The following is an 18,139-nucleotide window of genomic DNA, read 5'->3' as shown; positions in this document are numbered from 1 at the left end:
CCCACTGCCGCCTCATGGGGCCAATACCAGCAAGTCGATCTCGAAGGCCTCGCGGGCCATCTGTTGCAGGTTGTTGAGTAACCCTCGCCGTGAAGCTACCGGCGGATGCAACGCCAACAGCCGCCGAGGGCCACCGCCACGACGGATCGCCTGCATGACCTTGAAGGCTTGGCGGAAGCCATCCCCATCGGTATCAACCCATAGCGCCCAACGTTTTTCCTGGCTAGCCAACTGAGCCAAGTGAGGACTATCCGCATCGCAGGCAACGATCTTCCAGGCCGCCGGATCCCCCACCCAGCGCTTCCCCTGGCGTGACCAGCTAACCAACGCCGCCTGGGCACGTTCAACGCCACCTTTCCTGGGAAGCCCCAGCACCATAAGCGGAATAGTGGGGGCCGGCTCGGGCACCGGTTCATCGCCTGCGCCCGTGATCTCGGCACTCTTCCCTTCAGAACCCGCCCGCTCAGGGACCGCTGGCTCGGAGGCTTGTGGATCAGTAGCTTCTGCGGAGTCGACGCGATCGGCAAATGACGCAGAACCCAAGGCTCTCTCCTGCTCCTGCGCTTGCTGGTGGCCTTCGCGATAGGCGTTATCGACAGTCGCTGCATCGATATCCGCTGCGTCCGTTGCTAGCGCCGCCTCACCGGAGGCGGCCTCTTCCGAGACCTGACGCGACTGAGCCCAGCGACGCAGACCAGCAGCCTGATCGCTCATTGTGACCTTCCGGCCTGTTCACTGAAGTGGCGAATCGCTTCGCGAGCATCCAGGACTTGGATCAAGCCCTCCAGCAGATTCTTGGCGCGGCGCGGACGACGACCCGACTGCAGCCTCATCAGGTTCGCTCTTGCATCCATGGCCCAATCCTCTTCCGCATGTTCAAGATGCAAAGCCAAGGCGGCAATGCCGGTTGCCATGAACACTCGGAGTTCGCTATCGAGAGCGAGGGGACCTTGGCCACAGAGCTGACGCGAGGCTTGTCGAGCAAGTGTGGGCAACTCATCATTGCAAAGCTGTTCGAGCAGTGCCGCTCGTCCACATTCCGTTGGCCACCACTCAGGCGACAGGGCATAGCGACGTGATAGCAGTGCGCCACTGTCACGATCACGGACGTCAGCGAACCAGACCCACAGCGCATCGCTATGGGCATCACCGGCACCACAACTCAAGGCCTCAAGCCTGCCAAGCATGACCTTGGCTGCCTGACCACGATAGCGAATCAGCGCTGGCTCAATTGCCCGTGCCTCATCCACCAGGCTAGAAAGCGACGATCGCTCACCGCGATACAGCACTCGGCTATTGCCCTGCGCCTGGCTCAGCCAGCCGCTACCGCGCTCCCGAAGCCAATCTCTGGTTGCGGCATCCGGCACCCTGGGCAGTAAATGAGCACTTACACCGATTGCCGACTCGGCCCAATCAATGCGCTCGCGATGGCCCGCCACCAGTCGATGTTCGGGAAAAGGCTGCACGACCGGGCGCCCATCACTATCGAGTGCCAGATGAGGCAGCATCCAATCCTCACCCGGCAGCGTCGATGACCGTGCCCACAGGAGCGTGGTCCCCTGTGCCGGCATCCGCTCATGGAGCGACGTAAGGCGCACAGGATGCAGACTCGGCGGTAATGAACTGATGGCCCAGGCATCAGACAGCATCCCGAAGCCGGGAACGTGAGCACGCAACATCTCCCAGATGCTGCCCAGCGCCCTGCCCTGACCAAGCAGCGCCGGGGCACCACGACTGGCACCGGCCTGAGGCTCATCGACCTGCGTCGCGGCAAAGGGTGATGGCACTCCGGCCTCCAGAGCTTCCCGGATCAGGGCTACTGAATCGGCCAACCCCAAATCCTCGGGTACCTGCTGACCGTGAGACACGAAATGTAGCGTCAGCCCATGGCGGATCAGCGTATCCAGAGCGCCACCTAGCCTGGCAGCCTCATCGTGCTTGGTGAGAATGGCATCTTCGAGGCGACCGTCGACAGCACGCGCGGCCTGTAAGTAAGTAGTCACCACCTCATCGATGGTTTCGCCCTGGCTTGCCGCGTTGAGCAGCAACACCAAACGCACAGCGCGACTGTCGCCTCGAAGGTGGGCGATCTGCTCAAGCAAGCGACGATCACGTTGACTCATGCCTACGGTATCGACAATCACCAGGTGCTTGTCGACCAGCCGCGGCAACAGGCTCTCCAGTGGGCGGTCTGCTTCAAGGGCGTGCATTTCGATGCCCATCAAGTCGGCGTAGATGCGCAGCTGGTCCTGGGCGCCAATGCGATAGGCATCTGTCGTGACCAGTACTGCCCGTTCAGGACCGTGACGCATCACATAGCGCGCGGCAAGCTTGGCAGTCGTGGTCGTCTTGCCAACACCAGTAGGACCAACGAGCGCAATGACGCCGCCCTCATCAAGCATCGCCTCAGCTTCCGGCGCGACCTTTAGCCTGGCCACCAGCTGACGCTCAAGCCAGGCTTGCTCATCCTCGGATGAGGCCCCCGCAAGATCCGTAGGCAATGACGCCAGCAGATCACCGACCAGTTCATGGCCAAAGCCTGATGCCAGCAAGCGACGGCGCATATCCGATGATGAACTCGGCTTTGGGCGATCTTGCTTACCCAGCAGCTCACGCATTTCCTGCATCTCTCCGAGCAGCTGTTGGCTTAGCGCAGCGAAGTCCTGGGCGGCGGATGGCGTCGCCGGGGCCTGGCTTTCAGCAGGCGCTGGAGGGCGCGTAACAGTTGGCTGTGCTGTGGACTGAGCACGCCCACTCGACGCGCGGTGAGCGACTCGCCATGCCTGATCGGCTTCACTACCGGAAGAGCTCGAAGGCCGCGTGGCCGTCTGGCCGGCAGGCCTGGCCACAGGTGACGTCTCGTCAGCGATCGACACTGCCTCATTGGCACTGCCTGATTCCCCGACGACCGGGTCAGCGGCATCGTCGGCCATGGCCAGAATTTCGACGCCGTCCTCGACGGGACGATTGGCAAGAATCAGGGCATCATCGCCGAACACGGCCCGCACCTGACGCATGGCCTCACGACTGTTGGCGCCTAAAAAGCGCTTCACGCTCACCGGTCACCTCCTACCATGCTGGTAATCCTGAGAGTACGGTCATCCGGAATCTCGGCCTGGGACATCACCACCAACTGACGCAGACGACGACGCAGGAAACGTGCCAGCTGAGGCCGCAGGCTGTGCTGGACCACCAGCACCGGCGGCTCCCCGCTTTGTTCCTGACGCTCTAGCGCCTTGGCGGCTTGATCCATCAGTGTTTCAGCAAGCCCTGGCTCCAGTGCTCCACCGCTGTTCATGGCCTGCATCAACACCTGCTCGAGCTTGGCATCCAGACCGATCACGTGCAGATCCCCCTGGGCCGGGAACCATTGCTGGGTAATCGCCCGCCCCAGGGCCACACGCACCATGGCGACCAGGTCAGCGACATCCGCCTGACCTCCACCATGCTCGGCCAGGGTATCGAGGATAGTACGCATGTCCCGAATCGAGACGTCTTCTTCCAGCAACTGCTGCAAGAGCCGTTGAAGTTGCGTCAGGTTGACGACCTTCGGCACCACGTCGTCGACCAGGGGCTTGTCTTCCTCGCCCAGCTTGTCCAGCAACCGCTGCACTTCCTGACGGCCCAGCATCTCACCGGCATGCTGATGCAGGAGATGGTTGAGGTGGGTGGCGACCACGGTGCCGGCATCGACCACGGTGTAACCGTATACCTGGGCATGCTCGCGCTGGGAGGATTCGATCCAGACCGCCGGTAGTCCAAATGCGGGGTCCTCGGTGCGCGTTCCCTCGAGCTGACCCGACACCTGACCGGGGTCGATAGCAAGCCATTTACCGGGATACGCCTCGGCATGACCGACTTCCACTCCCTTGAGGGTAATCACATAGCTGTTGGCACCCAGTTCGAGATTATCGCGGATATGCACGACAGGCGGCAGGAACCCCACATCCTGAGCATACTTCTTGCGCACGCTCTTGATGCGCCCCAGAAGCTCTCCCTGCTGGCGATGATCGACCAGCGGAATGAGCCGGTGCCCCACTTCCAGGCCCAGTGTGTCGACCAACTGGACATCATCCCAGCTCGCTTCGGGTGCCTCCTGTGTGGGAGGCGGTGCCGCACTGATTGTGTCCTCGGCCACGCGATTCTGTTCGCTACGCTGGAGCCACCATGCCAAGCCACCCAGCAAGACAGTGAAAATAATGAACACCAGGTTAGGCATGCCCGGCACCAGCCCCAGAAGCCCCATGACGCCGGCTGACAACCACAACACTTGAGGGTTGATGAACAGCTGGCTGATCATCTGCTGACCGACGTCCTGATCGGTGGTGACGCGAGATACGGTCACACCGGCAGCGGTCGAGATCACCAGCGCCGGAATCTGTGCGACCAGACCATCACCGATGGTCAGCAATGTGTAGGTCTTGGCCGCCGTGCCGAAATCGAGATCGTGCTGCATCATGCCGATCAAGAGCCCACCAATGATATTGACCACCATGATGACAAGCCCCGCCATGGCGTCGCCACGCACGAACTTGCTGGCACCGTCCATGGAGCCGTAAAAATCGGCTTCCTGAGACACATCGGAGCGTCGCTGACGTGCCTCGTCTTCACCGATCAGGCCGGCATTTAGATCGGCGTCGATGGCCATCTGCTTGCCGGGCATGGCATCGAGCATGAAGCGAGCCCCCACTTCGGCGATACGCCCGGCACCCTTGGTAATGACCATGAAGTTGATAATGACCAGGATCAGGAACACCACCAGGCCGACGGCGAAGTTCCCCCCTACCAGGAACTGGCCAAAGGCCTCGATCACCTTGCCCGCTGAGTCGCCGCCATTATGCCCCTCCATCAACACAACGCGAGTCGAGGCAACGTTCAGCGATAGGCGTAGCAGGGTCGTAAATAGCAGCACCGCGGGGAACGCTGCGAAATCGAGTGGCTTCTGGGTGAACATGCTGACCAGCAGCACCATCACGGCCAAGGCGATATTGAAGGTGAAGAACAAGTCCAGCGCAAAGGGCGGCAACGGCAGGATCATCATCGACAAGATCATGATGATCAGCAGCGGCCCCGCCAGGAGCTTCATCCGCATGTCGCCCAGCATATCCATGCGGTTCAGATAATTCGTCAGCGCTCTCATCGAGGCTCCTCGGTGGTGTCATCGCGCGGGGTAGCCGGCGCAGACTTATCATCCAGCTCGCTGGGAACCGGCAGATCACGTGGCGTATCGGGCATCTCGCCACCCGCCTCGCGAACGCTCTTAAGGCGCATCGCCCAGGCCAACACCTCAGCGACAGCGGTATAGAGCGCCATGGGAACCTCAGCGTCGAGATCGACATGGCCATGTAGTGCGCGAGCCAGCGGAGGCGCCTCAAGCAACGGAATCTTGTGCTCCTCCGCCACTTCCCTGATCCGCTTGGCCACTTCGTCCGCGCCCTTGGCCACCACTCGCGGTGCGGCCATCTTGCTCTGGTCGTAGCGTAGCGCTACCGCATAATGGGTCGGGTTGGTCACGATCACATCGGCTTCAGGCACCTTGCTCATCATGCGATTGCGGGCCATGGCCTGCTGCTGCTGACGAATACGCCCTTTTACCTGCGGGTCACCCTCGGACTCCTTGTGCTCGCGCTTGACCTCGTCCTTGCTCATGCGCAGCTTCTTGGCATGGCTCCATAGCTGGAAGGGCACATCGATCAGCACCGCGACGATCAGGGTCAGCACCATAAGACCACTGGCGGTCGCCGCCAGATTCATGGCCTTGGCCAGGGCCTGCTTGATGGGTTGGTCCATCAGCGCCATGAATTCACCGACATGGGTCACCAGGAACCAAGCACCGACGCCCCCCACCAGCACCGACTTGGCGATCGCCTTGGCGAGCTCCGCCAAGGCCTGAGTCGAGAAGAGCCGCTTCAGCCCCTTGACAGGGTTCATCTTGGAAAGCTGGGGTTGTAGTGATTTGGCCGAGATCATCCAGCCACCCAGCAGCGCCGGCGAAACCAGCGCCACCACGACCAGCATCAAAAACAGCGGTAACAAGGCATAAAAGGCGCTTTCTCCCAGGGTCCAGGCATGCGTCAGCATGGGCATGACCTCGAACGCCTGGCGACGCTCGAACAGAAACGACTGCTCCATCATCGTGCCGAGCTGGCCATACAGGGTATTGCCCATCGACCACAAGCCGATAACGCCGGCCAGCAGGAGCATGAAGGTCGCCAGTTCCCGAGAGCGCGCTACCTGACCATCGTCACGCGCTTTCTGTTCTCGTCGTGGTGTGGCCTCTTCTGTCTTTTCGTCGTCACTGCTTTCATCGGCCATAAGCGATAACCAGCGGGCCTTTACGGAGAGGGCAATTGGATGCTGGTCATTGTCGATAAAGCGGGGAAGAGCCGATGCGTTAAATAGCGAGAGGTATTAGGCCTTATTCAGGACACGCGCGCTGGCACCCTGTCGAATGAGGGTGCGGAAGGATGGGGACGAATAATGCGTTGCACAAGGAATTGCCCCCACCAAGCATCAAAAGCTCGGTGGGGGTCAAGCGCTAGAAACCCAGCTCGTCGAGCAAGTCGTCGACCTGATCCTGACTACTGACTACATCATGGGCATCCGTTTTCACCTGGGGGCCATTGAGCAGCGAGGCTTCCCGCTTGGCATCGGCCTCCCACTGACCTTCGGCACGTCGCTTCATCTCGTCGCGGCCCTGCTCAGCCGGCACGCTGTCGAGCAACACTTGAACCAGTTGATGCTCTATTTCACGGATGACATCCATCATCTTCTTGATCACCTGGCCCGTCAGATCCTGAAAGTCCTGGGCCATCATGATTTCCATCAACTCTTTCTGAGTCCCTTGCGTCTTTTCCGGCACCTCACCCAAGTAGCTGCGCGTGTCGATGACCAATTCGCGGGCCTCATCCAACTCCTTCGGCGCTTCGAACCACTCCGACCACCGCTTGTCGAGCGACGCCGCGCGAGACTCGAGATCGTCTTGCAGCGGCTGGGCTCGGTCGATGGCGTTAAGCGCTCGATCCGCTGCCTGTTCAGTCATCGACGCTACATAGTTGAGGCGGTCGCGGGCATCGGGAATCGCCTCCGCGGCTTTCTCGATTTCCTGGTCAAGTCCGAGCTCGCGCATGTTTTCACGCAACATGCGCGTCAACTGCCCGATCCGCTTCACCAGGTCTTCGCCGCCACCAACCTCGGTAGACGCCTGTTGAGCCTGTTCACTCATGATCGCTTCTCCTGCCGAGGTAGGCCCTCGTCCTGATTACATGCCGAGCTTTTCGAAGATCTTGTTCAGCTTCTCATCGAGCGTCGCGGCGGTGAACGGCTTGACCACATAGCCATTGGCGCCAGCCTGAGCGGCGGCGATGATATTTTCCTTCTTGGCTTCGGCCGTCACCATCAGCACCGGCAGTGCTTTAAGGTTATCGTCGGCACGAATCTGCTTGAGCATCTCAAGGCCATCGAGGTTGGGCATGTTCCAGTCTGACACTACAAACTCGAAGCCGCCTTGCTTGAGCTTGTTAAGACCATCCTGACCGTCTTCCGCCTCTTCCACATTGGTAAAGCCCAGCTCCTTGAGCAGACTGCGTACGATACGACGCATGGTAGGAAAATCGTCTACTACCAGAATTCTCATGTCCTTGTTGGCCATTTCAACCTCTTGCTTGTGTCGTCGATATCAAGGCCGGCAAATGCCGACCCGTGGTTAGAATTCTTCCCAATCGTCCTCGGCCGTTACCGACTTACGGGTTGCCGGCACCTGGGAGGTCGCCGAGCGAGTCAGCCCAGAGCGACGCTCTTCCTTACGATTAGATGGTATGGAGGCGCTCTCAGCGGGCTGTGCCTGAGTGGCGCCGTCCGCCAAGCGGAAGACCGCTACCGCCTGTTCAAGACGGCTCGCCTGTTCTTCAAGAGAGGCCGCCGCCGCCGAGGCCTGCTGCACCAGGGAAGCATTCTGTTGCGTCACTTGATCCATTTGACCAACCGCCTGCGTCACCTGCTCGATCCCATCGCTCTGCTCCTGAGAGGCAGCCGAGATCTCATCCATGATATCGGTCACCCGCTTAACGGAATCCACGACTTCCTGCATGGTCTGACCGGCCTGTTCGACCAGAGTGGAGCCCTGCTTGACCTGAACGACGGAGGCATCGATCAGCGTCTTGATTTCCTTGGCGGCCGAAGCACTACGTCCGGCCAGGTTACGCACCTCACCCGCCACCACAGCAAAGCCTCGCCCCTGCTCTCCCGCCCTTGCCGCCTCAACGGATGCGTTGAGTGCCAAGATATTGGTCTGGAAGGCGATGGAGTCGATCACCCCCGTGATATCGGCGATCTCCTGCGAGCTTTGTGAAATACCGTGCATGGTCGTGATGACGCGATCGACCACCTCACCGCCTCGGCCTGCCGTGCTAGACGCCTCGAAGGCCAGACCACTGGCCTGACGTGCGTTGTCGGCGTTCTGCTTCACGGTGGTGGTCAACTCCTCCATGCTCGAGGCCGTCTGCTGCAGAGACGCCGCCTGCTCCTCGGTGCGCGAGGACAAATCGGCGTTGCCGCTGGCGATCTCGCGCGTGCCGACATGAATCGAGCTACTGCTCTCACGCACGGTTCCCACGGTCTTAGAAAGCCCCTGCTGCATATCGCGCATGGCGGCAAACAGCTTACCGATCTCGTTATGCGTCGTGGCCCGGATATCTTCAGAAAGATCCGCCTTGGCGATACGCTCAAGGGTTGCCACGGCCTCGTTAAGCGGTTGAAACAGGACACGACGCAAGGCCACATAGATCAGCAACAGAATAATCGCCGTGACGATTAACGCCGCCAGACCGATAAGCTCGAACGTTTCAGCACTGCCCTCGTACTCATTGATCAGCGTAGCGCCGCGCTCCTCTGCGTAATGCACGAAGTCGGTAAGCGCCATATCCAGGGCATCACTCGACGCGACCATCTCCTCTTCCAGGCGATCGAAGGTCGTGACATTGCGGTTGCTTAACGCCTCGTGCTGGGCGCGGGCCAACTCAAGTACTTGAGGGAACTGTGCCTTGACCTTGCCCACGGCTTCACGCCCCTGCTCACTCACCGGGACCGACTCGAAGCTCTGGTAACGCTCCTCGGCGCGATCGATCTGGTTCAGACCACTGGCAACCAACGTCGACGCCTCATCGGTACGTCCGACCAGCAACTCCTTGGAAGCTGCCATCAACTCCAATCGTGCGCCGGTCAGCAGCGCATCGGCCCGATTGATCTCATTGAGCTGCTGAACATTAATCTGATCGACTGTCGAGAACGTATCCCCCGCCTTATAGTTGGCGAGCTCTCCCAGGAAAGCGATCAAGCCAATCAACACGGCAAAGACACCTAATACCGTGGTGATGGCGGCATGGATGCTCAGGTTGCGAAACAGATGCATGGTCGTGGACTCCCTGTCGTGCAATGACGTTGTGTTATTGCTGTTTCCTAACCGCGTGTCCGTTACTAGACGCGTTGCGCGCGGCCTGAGGCTGCTACCAGTTTCATCAATCGGGGGGCAATATCCTCAAGCGGCAGCACCTCATCGGCGGCCCCCAGAGCAATAGCCTCACGCGGCATGCCAAAGACGACGCAACTGGCTTCATCCTGAGCCACTGTCGCGGCACCAGCCTTGCGCATGGCCAAAAGGCCAGCGGCACCATCCTTGCCCATGCCGGTCAGCAGTACGCCGATGGCGTTGCGACCGGCCTGCTGGGCAGCAGAATCAAAAAGTACGTCCACCGACGGACGATGACGGTTGACCGGCGGGCCATCGTCGAGGCGCACCACATAGTTGGCACCGCTGCGGGCCAGCTTCAGGTGCTGGTCGCCGGGCGCAATATAGGCGTGTCCCGGCAGCACACGCTCACCGTCACTGGCCTCCTTGACGCGAATCCGACACAGCTTGTCGAGACGCTCGGCAAAGGAGCGCGTGAAGCCACCCGGCATGTGCTGAGTAATCAGAATGGCCGGGGCATTGGATGGCAGAGGCTCCAGGACATTGCGAATCGCCTCGGTGCCACCGGTCGAGGCACCGATGATCAAGAGCTTTTCGCTGGACACCAATGGCGCCTGGAGTGTCTGGGGAGCCGGGCGATCCTTGGCGCGCGCCTGGCGAGGACGGGAGCGGGCAGCGGCGCGCAGTTTCTCGGCGATCAGGTCACCGTATTCCATCATCCCATTGCGGATGCCCATCGAAGGCTTGGCCAGAAAGTCCAGGGCGCCAAGCTCCAGGGCCCGCAATGTCACTTCTGAACCGGACTGCGTAAGCGAGGAGACCATCAACACCGGCATGGGGCGCAGACGCATCAGACGCTCGAGAAAATCGAGGCCATCCATGCGCGGCATTTCCACGTCCAGGGTCAACACATCAGGGTTATGCTGCTTGATCAGATCGCGTGCCACGATAGGATCCGGCGCTACCGCCACTACTTCCATGTCCGGCTGGGCGTTGATGATTTCGCTGAGCAGGTCGCGTATCAGCGCCGAATCATCGACGCAAAGCACCTTGATCCTTGCTGAAGTCAAGGCAAATCTCCTATGTGAGGGGCCAACCGCGGAGAGATACTCGCAGCAGGGCATCAATAGCTTTATCGGCCGCCACTGGGCGAGCTTTACCCCAGGGCCTGATATTTAGCGTTCCGGAAAGAGGAAAGAGCCTGACGCGTGAGGGCGCATCAGGGTCGGGCCGCCAGGGTGTAAACCGTTTGTCCACGCAGGCGAAACGCCTCGCTGATGTAGGAAAAATTCTCCGAATGCCCGGCAAACAGCAGCCCATCTGGCTTCAAGAGCGGCGCAAACCGCTGCAGAATTTTCGCCTGAGTCGATTTATCGAAATAAATCATCACGTTGCGACAGAAAATCGCATCGAAGGGCCCTTCAATAGGCCACCCCGGCGCCAGCAGGTTAAGTGACTTGTATTCGACCATGGAGGCCACCTCGGGGCGCACTCGAGCGAAGCCCGCACGCCGACCACTCCCCTTCTGGAAGAAACGCTTGATTCGCGCCTCATCCAGCTTGGTGACCTGCTCCATGGCATAAATGCCTTCGCGAGCACGCGCCAAGGCATCGGTATCGATGTCGGTCGCCACTACCTGCGCCTGATCGGCGCGGGTCCCCAACGCCTCACGCAGCGTCATGGCAATCGAATAGGGCTCCTCGCCGGTAGAGGCTGCTGCACTCCAGACCCGTACGCGATCCTTCCGATCAGCAACGTGTTTGGATAGCAGCGGGAAGTGGTGAGCTTCCCTGAAGAAGGCCGTGAGGTTGGTGGTCAGTGCATTCGTGAATGCCTCCCACTCTTTGGCCTCGGGCTGGCGCTCGAGGCGCGCCAGATAATCACCGAAATGGGTAAGGCCATGATGACGCAACCGCTTTGCCAGCCGGCTGTAGACCATCTCGCGCTTGTGCTCGGCGAGCACAATGCCGGCACGCTGGTAGATCAGCTCACGGATACGGGAGAAATCCTGTGCGGTGAGGACAAGGTCCCGGTCGGCCTGGGAGGTCGACCAACCTCCCGGACCGCTCATCTCTTGGGGAACATGACTGTTCAAAATTCCTCCCACTCGTCATTGACACTGGCCAACTGCCGGTCTTGATGTAGCGCACGCTGTCCTTGCTGACTCGGCTGCGATGCTGACCGCTCACCACGCCCTGCAGGCTGCTTGAGCGCCGGACTGCTGCCTTCCTTTTGAGGGCGGCTATTGACCGTCTCGACACCTTCGCCGCGCAGGCGGAAGGCGGCAATTGCCGTGCTCAAGTGGCGGGTCTGCTGTTCAAGCTGGTAGGCCGCATGTGCCGAGGACTGCACCCGTGTAGCGTTTTGCTGCGTCACCTCATCCATTTGTGCAATGGCCTGATTGATCTGCGTGATACCGCTGCTCTGCTCCTCGGAGGCAGCCGTAATCTCGCTCATGATGTCGTTGACACGGGTGGCCGCCGACACCACCTCCCCGATGGCAGTTTCTGCCGACTTGACCAGACCGGCACCGGTGTCGATCTCCTTGGCTGAACCGGAAATCAGATCGCGAATTTCCTTGGAGGCAGAGCTGCTGCGTCCCGCCAGGCTTCGCACTTCCTCGGCAACCACCGCGAAGCCTCGCCCATGCTCACCGGCGCGGGCAGCCTCAACAGACGCATTGAGTGCCAGGATATTGGTCTGGAAGGCGATGGAGTCGATGACATCGATGATCTCGGTCATCTTGCGCGAACTCGCGGTGATACTTTCCATGGTGGTGACAACCTGATTCATCAGTTCACCGGCATTTCCCACCTGGGTAGCATTGTCGACGGCCAGACTGCTGGCCTGGCGGGCGTTATCGGCGTTCTGCTGCACCGTAGTGGTCATCTCTTCCATGCTGGAGGCCGTTTCTTGGAGTGAGGCCGCCTGCTGTTCGGTGCGTGACGACAAATCTTCATTACCCTGGGCGATATCACGTGCCGCCGGCTCGACCACCTTCACACTGCCGTTGACGTCGCTAACAATACTGCCGAGGCTCTTGCGCATGACATCAAGCGCCGCCATCAAACGACCTGCCTCATCGTTACGATGTGCGGGGATGCTGGCGGCAAGGTTGCCCGCAGCGATCTGCAGGGTGAACTGCATCGACTCACGCAGCGGCTTGGTCAATGAACGCACCGTTAAGGTCCCGAGCAGAAGGAGCAGCAGTAATCCGACACTGAGCAAGATCCCCTGGAGAATGAGCATCCTTTGCTGATCCGCGCTCGCTTGCTCAGCCAGGTCCGTGGCTGCATCCTGCTTCTGTTCGACCAACTCATTGATCGTGGCCGACAGTTCGGCACCCTTGGGCTTCAGCACCTCATTGAAGGCGACATACGCCTGATAGAAATCACCCGAGTCGAGGGCACTCACCGCGGCATTCATGCCTTCGTCGATATAGGCATCGAGACCATCGGCGAACGTCTGTTCAGCGCTGGTAATGTTGACGCCATCACCGATGTAGCCCGCCCATGCCGTTTCAAGATTGGTCACCAGCGCACCGGTATCTGCCGTAAGACTCTCGACATCAGCAGACATGGGGTTACTGATAGGCCCATCGAGTCTATCCCGCCCTTGCGTCATCAACTGTTCAATCCGCTGCAGGCGCGCCACGTCCTCAAGGCCATCCTGCTTGATCTCAAGAATGCGCTCACCGGCAACGTTGAGACCAAAAAGCCCCAGGCCACCACTGACAACCAGCAATACCATGGCAACACCGATCATGGTGGTAAGGCGAGAGCGCATGCTTGTCGGGTTAATGCGGCATAGTCGTCCCCAAAGGCCCCGTCTGCGCAAGTTTCCCCGTTCAAGCATCAGGTGCTTGCCACGACCTTCACGGATCAGCGCATAGCTTTGATCGGCCTTTTCGATGGCTTCGCGGTCGGCCTTGACCCGCAGGGACGCATAGCCCACCACGTTGCCGTCTTCGATAATCGGTGTGACGCTGGCGTGGACCCAATAATGATCTCCATCCTTGCGCCGATTCTTGACAAACCCTGACCAGCCCTCGCCAGCCTTGAGGGTCTCCCACATATTGGCAAAGGCTGCCGTCGGCATATCGGGATGGCGAACAAGATTGTGCGGCGCCCCAATCAACTCTTCTTTAGAAAAACCACTAATTTCGATGAAAGCCGGATTGGCGTAGGTAATACGGCCCTTGGTATCCGTTCTCGAAATCAGGAAGTCATCATCCTTGAGCTCTACTTCCCGCTGCGTGACAGGTTGATTGTTGCGCATTCTTCCCCCTTACGTAGGCCCCTAACGAGCCCCGGCAGACTTGATTGTTTTTTTACACCAACCTCGCAAGCGCAACGCGAGGCGCGATAATTCATTTAGAAGGACGACCAGTCGTTTTCGTCATGAGATGACGATGTGCGACCAGCCTTCTGTGACGTTCCAGCCTGTTTGCCCATGAGTTGAGGCATCCAGCGGGCAAGCTGGGCATCCTCATCGCTATGCTGATGAGACGATGATCTTTGCCTCGGCGAGGGAGGCGTCGAGGCTTCGCTTGACTGCTGCGCCAAGCGGAAAATGGCAACGGCAGACCGTAGCTCTTCCGCTTCTCGTTCCAGCTCGACTGTCGCGTTAGCGGCCTGCTCGACCAGGGCGGCGTTTTGCTGTGTCACCTGATCCATCTGAGCAACCGCCTGGTTGACCTGGCTGATGCCATTACTTTGCTCTACCGAGGCGGAGGCTATTTCGTCCATGATGTCGCTTACACGCTGTACCGCTGCGACGATTGCCTCCATGGTTTGGCCGGCGCGATCCACCAGCACCGTGCCGTTTTCGACACGCTCGACCGATGCCTCTATCAGGCCGCGAATCTCCTTGGAAGCGGCACCGCTGCGACCGGCGAGATTCCGGACTTCTTCCGCCACAACGGCAAATCCGCGCCCGTGTTCACCGGCACGTGCGGCCTCGACAGACGCATTGAGGGCCAGAATATTGGTCTGAAAGGCGATCGAATCGATCACCTTGATGATCTCGCTGACGCGGTGGGAACTGTCGTTGATTTCGCGCATGGTGCCGACCACGTCACTCACCACCTCACCACCGCGACGCGCCGTCTGAGACGCTTCTCCGGCCAACTGACTGGCCTGACGAGCGTTATCGGCATTCTGGCTGACCGTAGAGGTCAGCTCTTCCATACTGGAGGCGGTTTCTTGCAGTGAGGCGGCCTGTTGTTCAGTGCGGGAGGATAGATCGGTATTACCCCGAGAGATTTCCTGAGCATGCTGATAGATCGTCTGGCCGCCCTGGCGAACGGAGCCCACGGTACTGCCGAGACTCTGCTGCATATGCGTCATCGCAGAAAAAAGGCGTCCAATCTCGTTATTGCCCCGCTGCTCGACGTCTCCCGACAAGTCCCCCTTTGCCATGCGCTCAAAATGCCCGACGGCGCGCTCCAGGGGGCGAATGACATTCACCGTCACCCCCCATACCACCAGCAGTACGCTAATCAGCGTGACGACTAGCACCATCAGAATACCGAGCTTCACCAACGCCACTTTTTCGGCAACCGAAGCCGGATCACTAACGGCATAGAGTCCGAGGGCACTGAGCAGCAAGATCAAGCCGGAAAACATTCCCAGCACCAGTCCCCAGCTCACTCGTACCGTCATATTGTCGATAAACTTCACTGGAACCCCTTTCCTATTGTTGGCGAAGCCGATCCACTATCGCCGTCCTTGACCGGGCACCGTTACCGACAGCAGCAACCGATGTCCCACTCGCGTTTGTCAGGGCGAGATGATGTGACGTCTAATAATGTTGGTGTTGGCCGTACTTCTTGTGCTGCCTTGAATAGCCTGTTCTCAGTAGACAACTGGCCTTTAAAACCTATTGCGGCACATAAAAGCTTATCGGCCGTCAGAGATGGAGCTTTAATCGAAAGCTTTAAGATATGACCTGCATCAAAAAAATCGCCCGACAGAAGCCAGGCGATTCAAGGGGCGTTACTAGAGGCCTTGCTAGGCTGTATCAGGCGCCGACGGTATCGACCAACGCCATTTCATCACTGGTCAACAGCTTGTCGATATCAACCAGCACCAGCATGCGATCTTCAAGGCTACCCAGACCGCTCAAATAATCAGAAGAGAGCGTGACGCCAAACTCGGGCGCCGGCTTGATCTGCTCAGGCGTGAGTGTCATGACATCCGATACGCCATCCACGACAATGCCAACGACCCGATCACCGACATTGACGACAATAACCACTGTTTGACCGCCATACTCGACGTTATCCAGATGGAACTTGATGCGCAGATCAACGATCGGCACGATCACACCGCGAAGGTTTGTGACTCCCTTGATGAAGTCCGGCGCATTGGCGATGCGCGTGACGTTCTCGTAGCCACGAATTTCCTGCACCTTGAGGATATCGATGGCATATTCTTCATCACCCAGCGAGAACACTAGGAATTCGCGGCTATGCGCTTCTACGGCAGCCGCACTGGCGGCATTCAGGTCGGTCATGATGCTTCTACCTCCTTGGCAGGCGTGTTCTGACGACGGGCGCTCTGCGCCTCTCTCTTGGTACGACTCAGGCGATGCAAATCGGTGACATCAAGGATCAAGGCCACGCTACCATCGCCCAGAATAGTGGCCGCCGATACACCGGGCACCTTGCGATAGTTGGTTTCCAGGTTCTTGACTACTACCTGCTGCTGACCGATCAGATCATCGACCAGCAGGGCATAGCGACGACCTTCGCTTTGAACAATCACGGCAATGCACTGGGTCATCTCGGTATTGGCACCGGCAACGTCCAGCGCCTGATGCACGGCAACAACGGGCAGGTACTCGTCCCGCACCTTCATGACCACGTCATCGCCGGCCATGGCAAAGAGATCCTCCTTACGCGGCTGTAGCGATTCCAGCACGGTGCCGAGAGGCAATATGAACATTTCCTCACCGACCCTGATCGACATGCCATCAAGGATCGCGAGTGTCAGCGGTAGCACGATGCGTGTGGTCGTCCCCTGCCCCATTTTTGACTTGATTTCGACATGCCCTCCCATGGCCTGGATATTGCGCTTGACCACGTCCATGCCGACGCCCCGCCCGGACACATCACTGACCTCATCCGCTGTCGAGAATCCGGGAGCAAAGATCAGCTGCCACACCTCGTCATCGCTCATGCTGTCGGACGTTTGAATCCCGCTGGACTGCGCCTTGGCCAACAGTTTTTCGCGATTCAGACCGGCGCCATCGTCAATTACTTCAATCAGGATATTACCGCCCTGGTGTTGCGCAGAAAGCGTCAAGCGACCGGTACGTGACTTGCCCGCCGCTTCGCGCTTATCCGGGGACTCGATACCGTGGTCCAGGCTGTTACGAACCAGATGGGTCAGCGGGTCGATGATGCGCTCAGTGAGGCTCTTGTCGAGCTCAGTGGACTCACCCTCGGTGACCAGCTCGACATCTTTATCGAGTTTGGCAGCAAGATCACGCACCAACCGCGGGAAGCGGCTGAACACGTAATCCATTGGCACCATGCGAATCGACATCACCGCTTCTTGCAGATCGCGGGCATTGCGTTGCAAAAGGCTCATGCCGGTCACCAGAGCACCGCCCTGGGTGGTTTCCATTTCACTGACCGTCTGGTCCAGCATTGATTGCGTAATAATCAGTTCACCCACCAGATTGATGATCTGGTCGACCTTATTGACCGGTACGCGAATCGAGGACTCACCGCTAGCGCCAGCCTTGGGTTTCGGCTTAGCAGGCGCCTTGGCTTCAGGTTGGCTCGCAGCAGTAGTCGACTCGGCCTTGGCAGGCTTATCCGCAGATTGAGCGGATGCATCTGGCGCCGAAGCAGGTGCCGAGGCTTGCTGCTGAGCATCGCCACTGACTGCCGATTCGCCCGCCGCAGGGCCGCCTGCCGCAGGGCCGCCTGCCGCACGTATCTCGAGTTGGTCGGGTTCGATAATGAAGCACATCACCATCTCGATATCGTCACTACTGGTCGATGTCTCCAGCAGCACCTCATACCGGGTAACATCGCCGCGACGCTCGATGACCTCACCGAAGTTGGCAAGCTCCTCAACCAGTAACTCTCTGTCTTTCTCGGCGATACCCAGCAAGGCGATGCTCAAACGGCTTTCTGCGCCGCTTTTATCATCTCCCGCCGATGCATTCTCCGCGGGCGCTGGCGATGCGGCGGCAGGAGCAGCCGTCGATGACGGACTTGCGCCAGGCGCATCATCATCGACCTTCTTGCCAATCTCATCGAGTGCGAGCTGCTTCAGGGTCTGGCAGATCCGCTCAAAGGCAGCCGGATCGGGTTCAGTACCCTGCCGATAGGCGTCAAGTTGATCGTGCAGCATATCCTTGGTTTCCAGAAAGGTGTTGACGATATCTCTGCGTAACGCCAGCTCACCGTGGCGCGTGTAGTCGAGCAGGTTCTCGAGCAAGTGCGTCGTGTGCTGGAGAACGTCAAATCCGAAGGTACCCGCCCCCCCTTTTATGGAATGAGCCGCACGAAAAATCGCATTCAGCTGCTCCGAGTCAGGCGCATCGACATCAAGCTCAAGCAGATGCCTTTCCATGTCGCCTAGCAGCTCTTCGGCTTCCTCGAAGAATGTTTCATAAAATTCACTGATATCCATGCTCGTCCCCGAACTGATCATC

13 protein-coding genes are annotated in these 18,139 nt (G+C 59.2%); all 13 read right to left on the bottom strand.

What is annotated here, in order from left to right:
• Positions 1-12: 12 nt before the first annotated feature.
• Entirely contained in the window at positions 13-714 is a 702-nt protein-coding gene (locus ETC27_RS12305; RefSeq protein ID WP_136255301.1) for a hypothetical protein, read from the bottom strand.
• Positions 711-3,059, bottom strand: coding sequence for a flagellar biosynthesis GTPase FlhF (gene flhF, locus ETC27_RS12300; RefSeq protein ID WP_136255300.1), 2,349 nt, complete (start codon positions 3,057-3,059; stop codon positions 711-713). The genes ETC27_RS12305 and flhF overlap by 4 nt, the downstream gene beginning before the upstream one ends.
• Complete coding sequence (gene flhA, locus ETC27_RS12295; protein WP_136255299.1) at positions 3,056-5,140, bottom strand: flagellar biosynthesis protein FlhA; 2,085 nt, start codon at positions 5,138-5,140, stop codon at positions 3,056-3,058. The genes flhF and flhA overlap by 4 nt, the downstream gene beginning before the upstream one ends.
• Entirely contained in the window at positions 5,137-6,315 is a 1,179-nt protein-coding gene (gene flhB, locus ETC27_RS12290) for a flagellar biosynthesis protein FlhB (RefSeq protein WP_136255298.1), read from the bottom strand. The genes flhA and flhB overlap by 4 nt, the downstream gene beginning before the upstream one ends.
• Before the next feature lie 223 nt (positions 6,316-6,538).
• Positions 6,539-7,225, bottom strand: coding sequence for a protein phosphatase CheZ (gene cheZ / locus ETC27_RS12285; protein ID WP_136255297.1), 687 nt, complete (start codon positions 7,223-7,225; stop codon positions 6,539-6,541).
• Positions 7,226-7,261: 36 nt separating this feature from the next.
• Positions 7,262-7,651, bottom strand: coding sequence for a chemotaxis response regulator CheY (gene cheY, locus ETC27_RS12280; RefSeq protein ID WP_136255296.1), 390 nt, complete (start codon positions 7,649-7,651; stop codon positions 7,262-7,264).
• Between the two features lie 54 nt (positions 7,652-7,705).
• Positions 7,706-9,409 (bottom strand): methyl-accepting chemotaxis protein, encoded by a 1,704-nt coding sequence (locus tag ETC27_RS17700; protein ID WP_136255295.1) that lies wholly within the window; start codon positions 9,407-9,409, stop codon positions 7,706-7,708.
• 65 nt (positions 9,410-9,474) lie between these two features.
• Positions 9,475-10,536 carry a protein-glutamate methylesterase/protein-glutamine glutaminase gene (locus ETC27_RS12270; protein WP_136255294.1) on the bottom strand — a complete coding sequence of 354 codons (1,062 nt, stop codon included), beginning with the start codon at positions 10,534-10,536 and terminating at the stop codon, positions 9,475-9,477.
• A 149-nt stretch (positions 10,537-10,685) separates the two neighbouring features.
• Positions 10,686-11,537 carry a CheR family methyltransferase gene (locus tag ETC27_RS12265; protein WP_136255451.1) on the bottom strand — a complete coding sequence of 284 codons (852 nt, stop codon included), beginning with the start codon at positions 11,535-11,537 and terminating at the stop codon, positions 10,686-10,688.
• Between the two features lie 20 nt (positions 11,538-11,557).
• Complete coding sequence (locus ETC27_RS12260; protein WP_136255293.1) at positions 11,558-13,744, bottom strand: methyl-accepting chemotaxis protein; 2,187 nt, start codon at positions 13,742-13,744, stop codon at positions 11,558-11,560.
• Positions 13,745-13,839: 95 nt separating this feature from the next.
• Positions 13,840-15,129 (bottom strand): methyl-accepting chemotaxis protein, encoded by a 1,290-nt coding sequence (locus ETC27_RS12255; RefSeq protein WP_136255450.1) that lies wholly within the window; start codon positions 15,127-15,129, stop codon positions 13,840-13,842.
• Positions 15,130-15,487: 358 nt separating this feature from the next.
• Positions 15,488-15,982: a chemotaxis protein CheW gene (gene cheW / locus ETC27_RS12250; RefSeq protein WP_136255292.1), complete on the bottom strand. Its 495-nt coding sequence runs from the start codon at positions 15,980-15,982 to the stop codon at positions 15,488-15,490.
• Positions 15,979-18,117 carry a chemotaxis protein CheA gene (cheA, locus tag ETC27_RS12245; protein WP_136255291.1) on the bottom strand — a complete coding sequence of 713 codons (2,139 nt, stop codon included), beginning with the start codon at positions 18,115-18,117 and terminating at the stop codon, positions 15,979-15,981. The genes cheW and cheA overlap by 4 nt, the downstream gene beginning before the upstream one ends.
• Between the last annotated feature and the right edge of the window lie 22 nt (positions 18,118-18,139).

The organism is Onishia niordana (assembly GCF_004798965.1).
GTDB lineage: Bacteria > Pseudomonadota > Gammaproteobacteria > Pseudomonadales > Halomonadaceae > Onishia > Onishia niordana.
The sequence above is the reverse complement of the archived record's forward strand: the minus strand, read 5'-3'. Positions and strand labels throughout refer to the sequence as shown.

Excerpts from the sequence above, each read along its gene's own strand:
- ETC27_RS12305 (WP_136255301.1), bottom strand. The coding sequence starts at position 714 with ATGAGCGATCAGGCTGCTGGTCTGCGTCGCTGGGCTCAGTCGCGTCAG.
- flhA (WP_136255299.1), bottom strand. The coding sequence starts at position 5,140 with ATGAGAGCGCTGACGAATTATCTGAACCGCATGGATATGCTGGGCGAC.
- flhB (WP_136255298.1), bottom strand. The coding sequence starts at position 6,315 with ATGGCCGATGAAAGCAGTGACGACGAAAAGACAGAAGAGGCCACACCA.
- cheZ (WP_136255297.1), bottom strand. The coding sequence starts at position 7,225 with ATGAGTGAACAGGCTCAACAGGCGTCTACCGAGGTTGGTGGCGGCGAA.
- cheY (WP_136255296.1), bottom strand. The coding sequence starts at position 7,651 with ATGGCCAACAAGGACATGAGAATTCTGGTAGTAGACGATTTTCCTACC.
- ETC27_RS17700 (WP_136255295.1), bottom strand. The coding sequence starts at position 9,409 with ATGCATCTGTTTCGCAACCTGAGCATCCATGCCGCCATCACCACGGTA.
- ETC27_RS12265 (WP_136255451.1), bottom strand. The coding sequence starts at position 11,537 with ATGAGCGGTCCGGGAGGTTGGTCGACCTCCCAGGCCGACCGGGACCTT.
- ETC27_RS12260 (WP_136255293.1), bottom strand. The coding sequence starts at position 13,744 with ATGCGCAACAATCAACCTGTCACGCAGCGGGAAGTAGAGCTCAAGGAT.
- ETC27_RS12255 (WP_136255450.1), bottom strand. The coding sequence starts at position 15,129 with ATGACGGTACGAGTGAGCTGGGGACTGGTGCTGGGAATGTTTTCCGGC.
- cheW (WP_136255292.1), bottom strand. The coding sequence starts at position 15,982 with ATGACCGACCTGAATGCCGCCAGTGCGGCTGCCGTAGAAGCGCATAGC.
- cheA (WP_136255291.1), bottom strand. The coding sequence starts at position 18,117 with ATGGATATCAGTGAATTTTATGAAACATTCTTCGAGGAAGCCGAAGAG.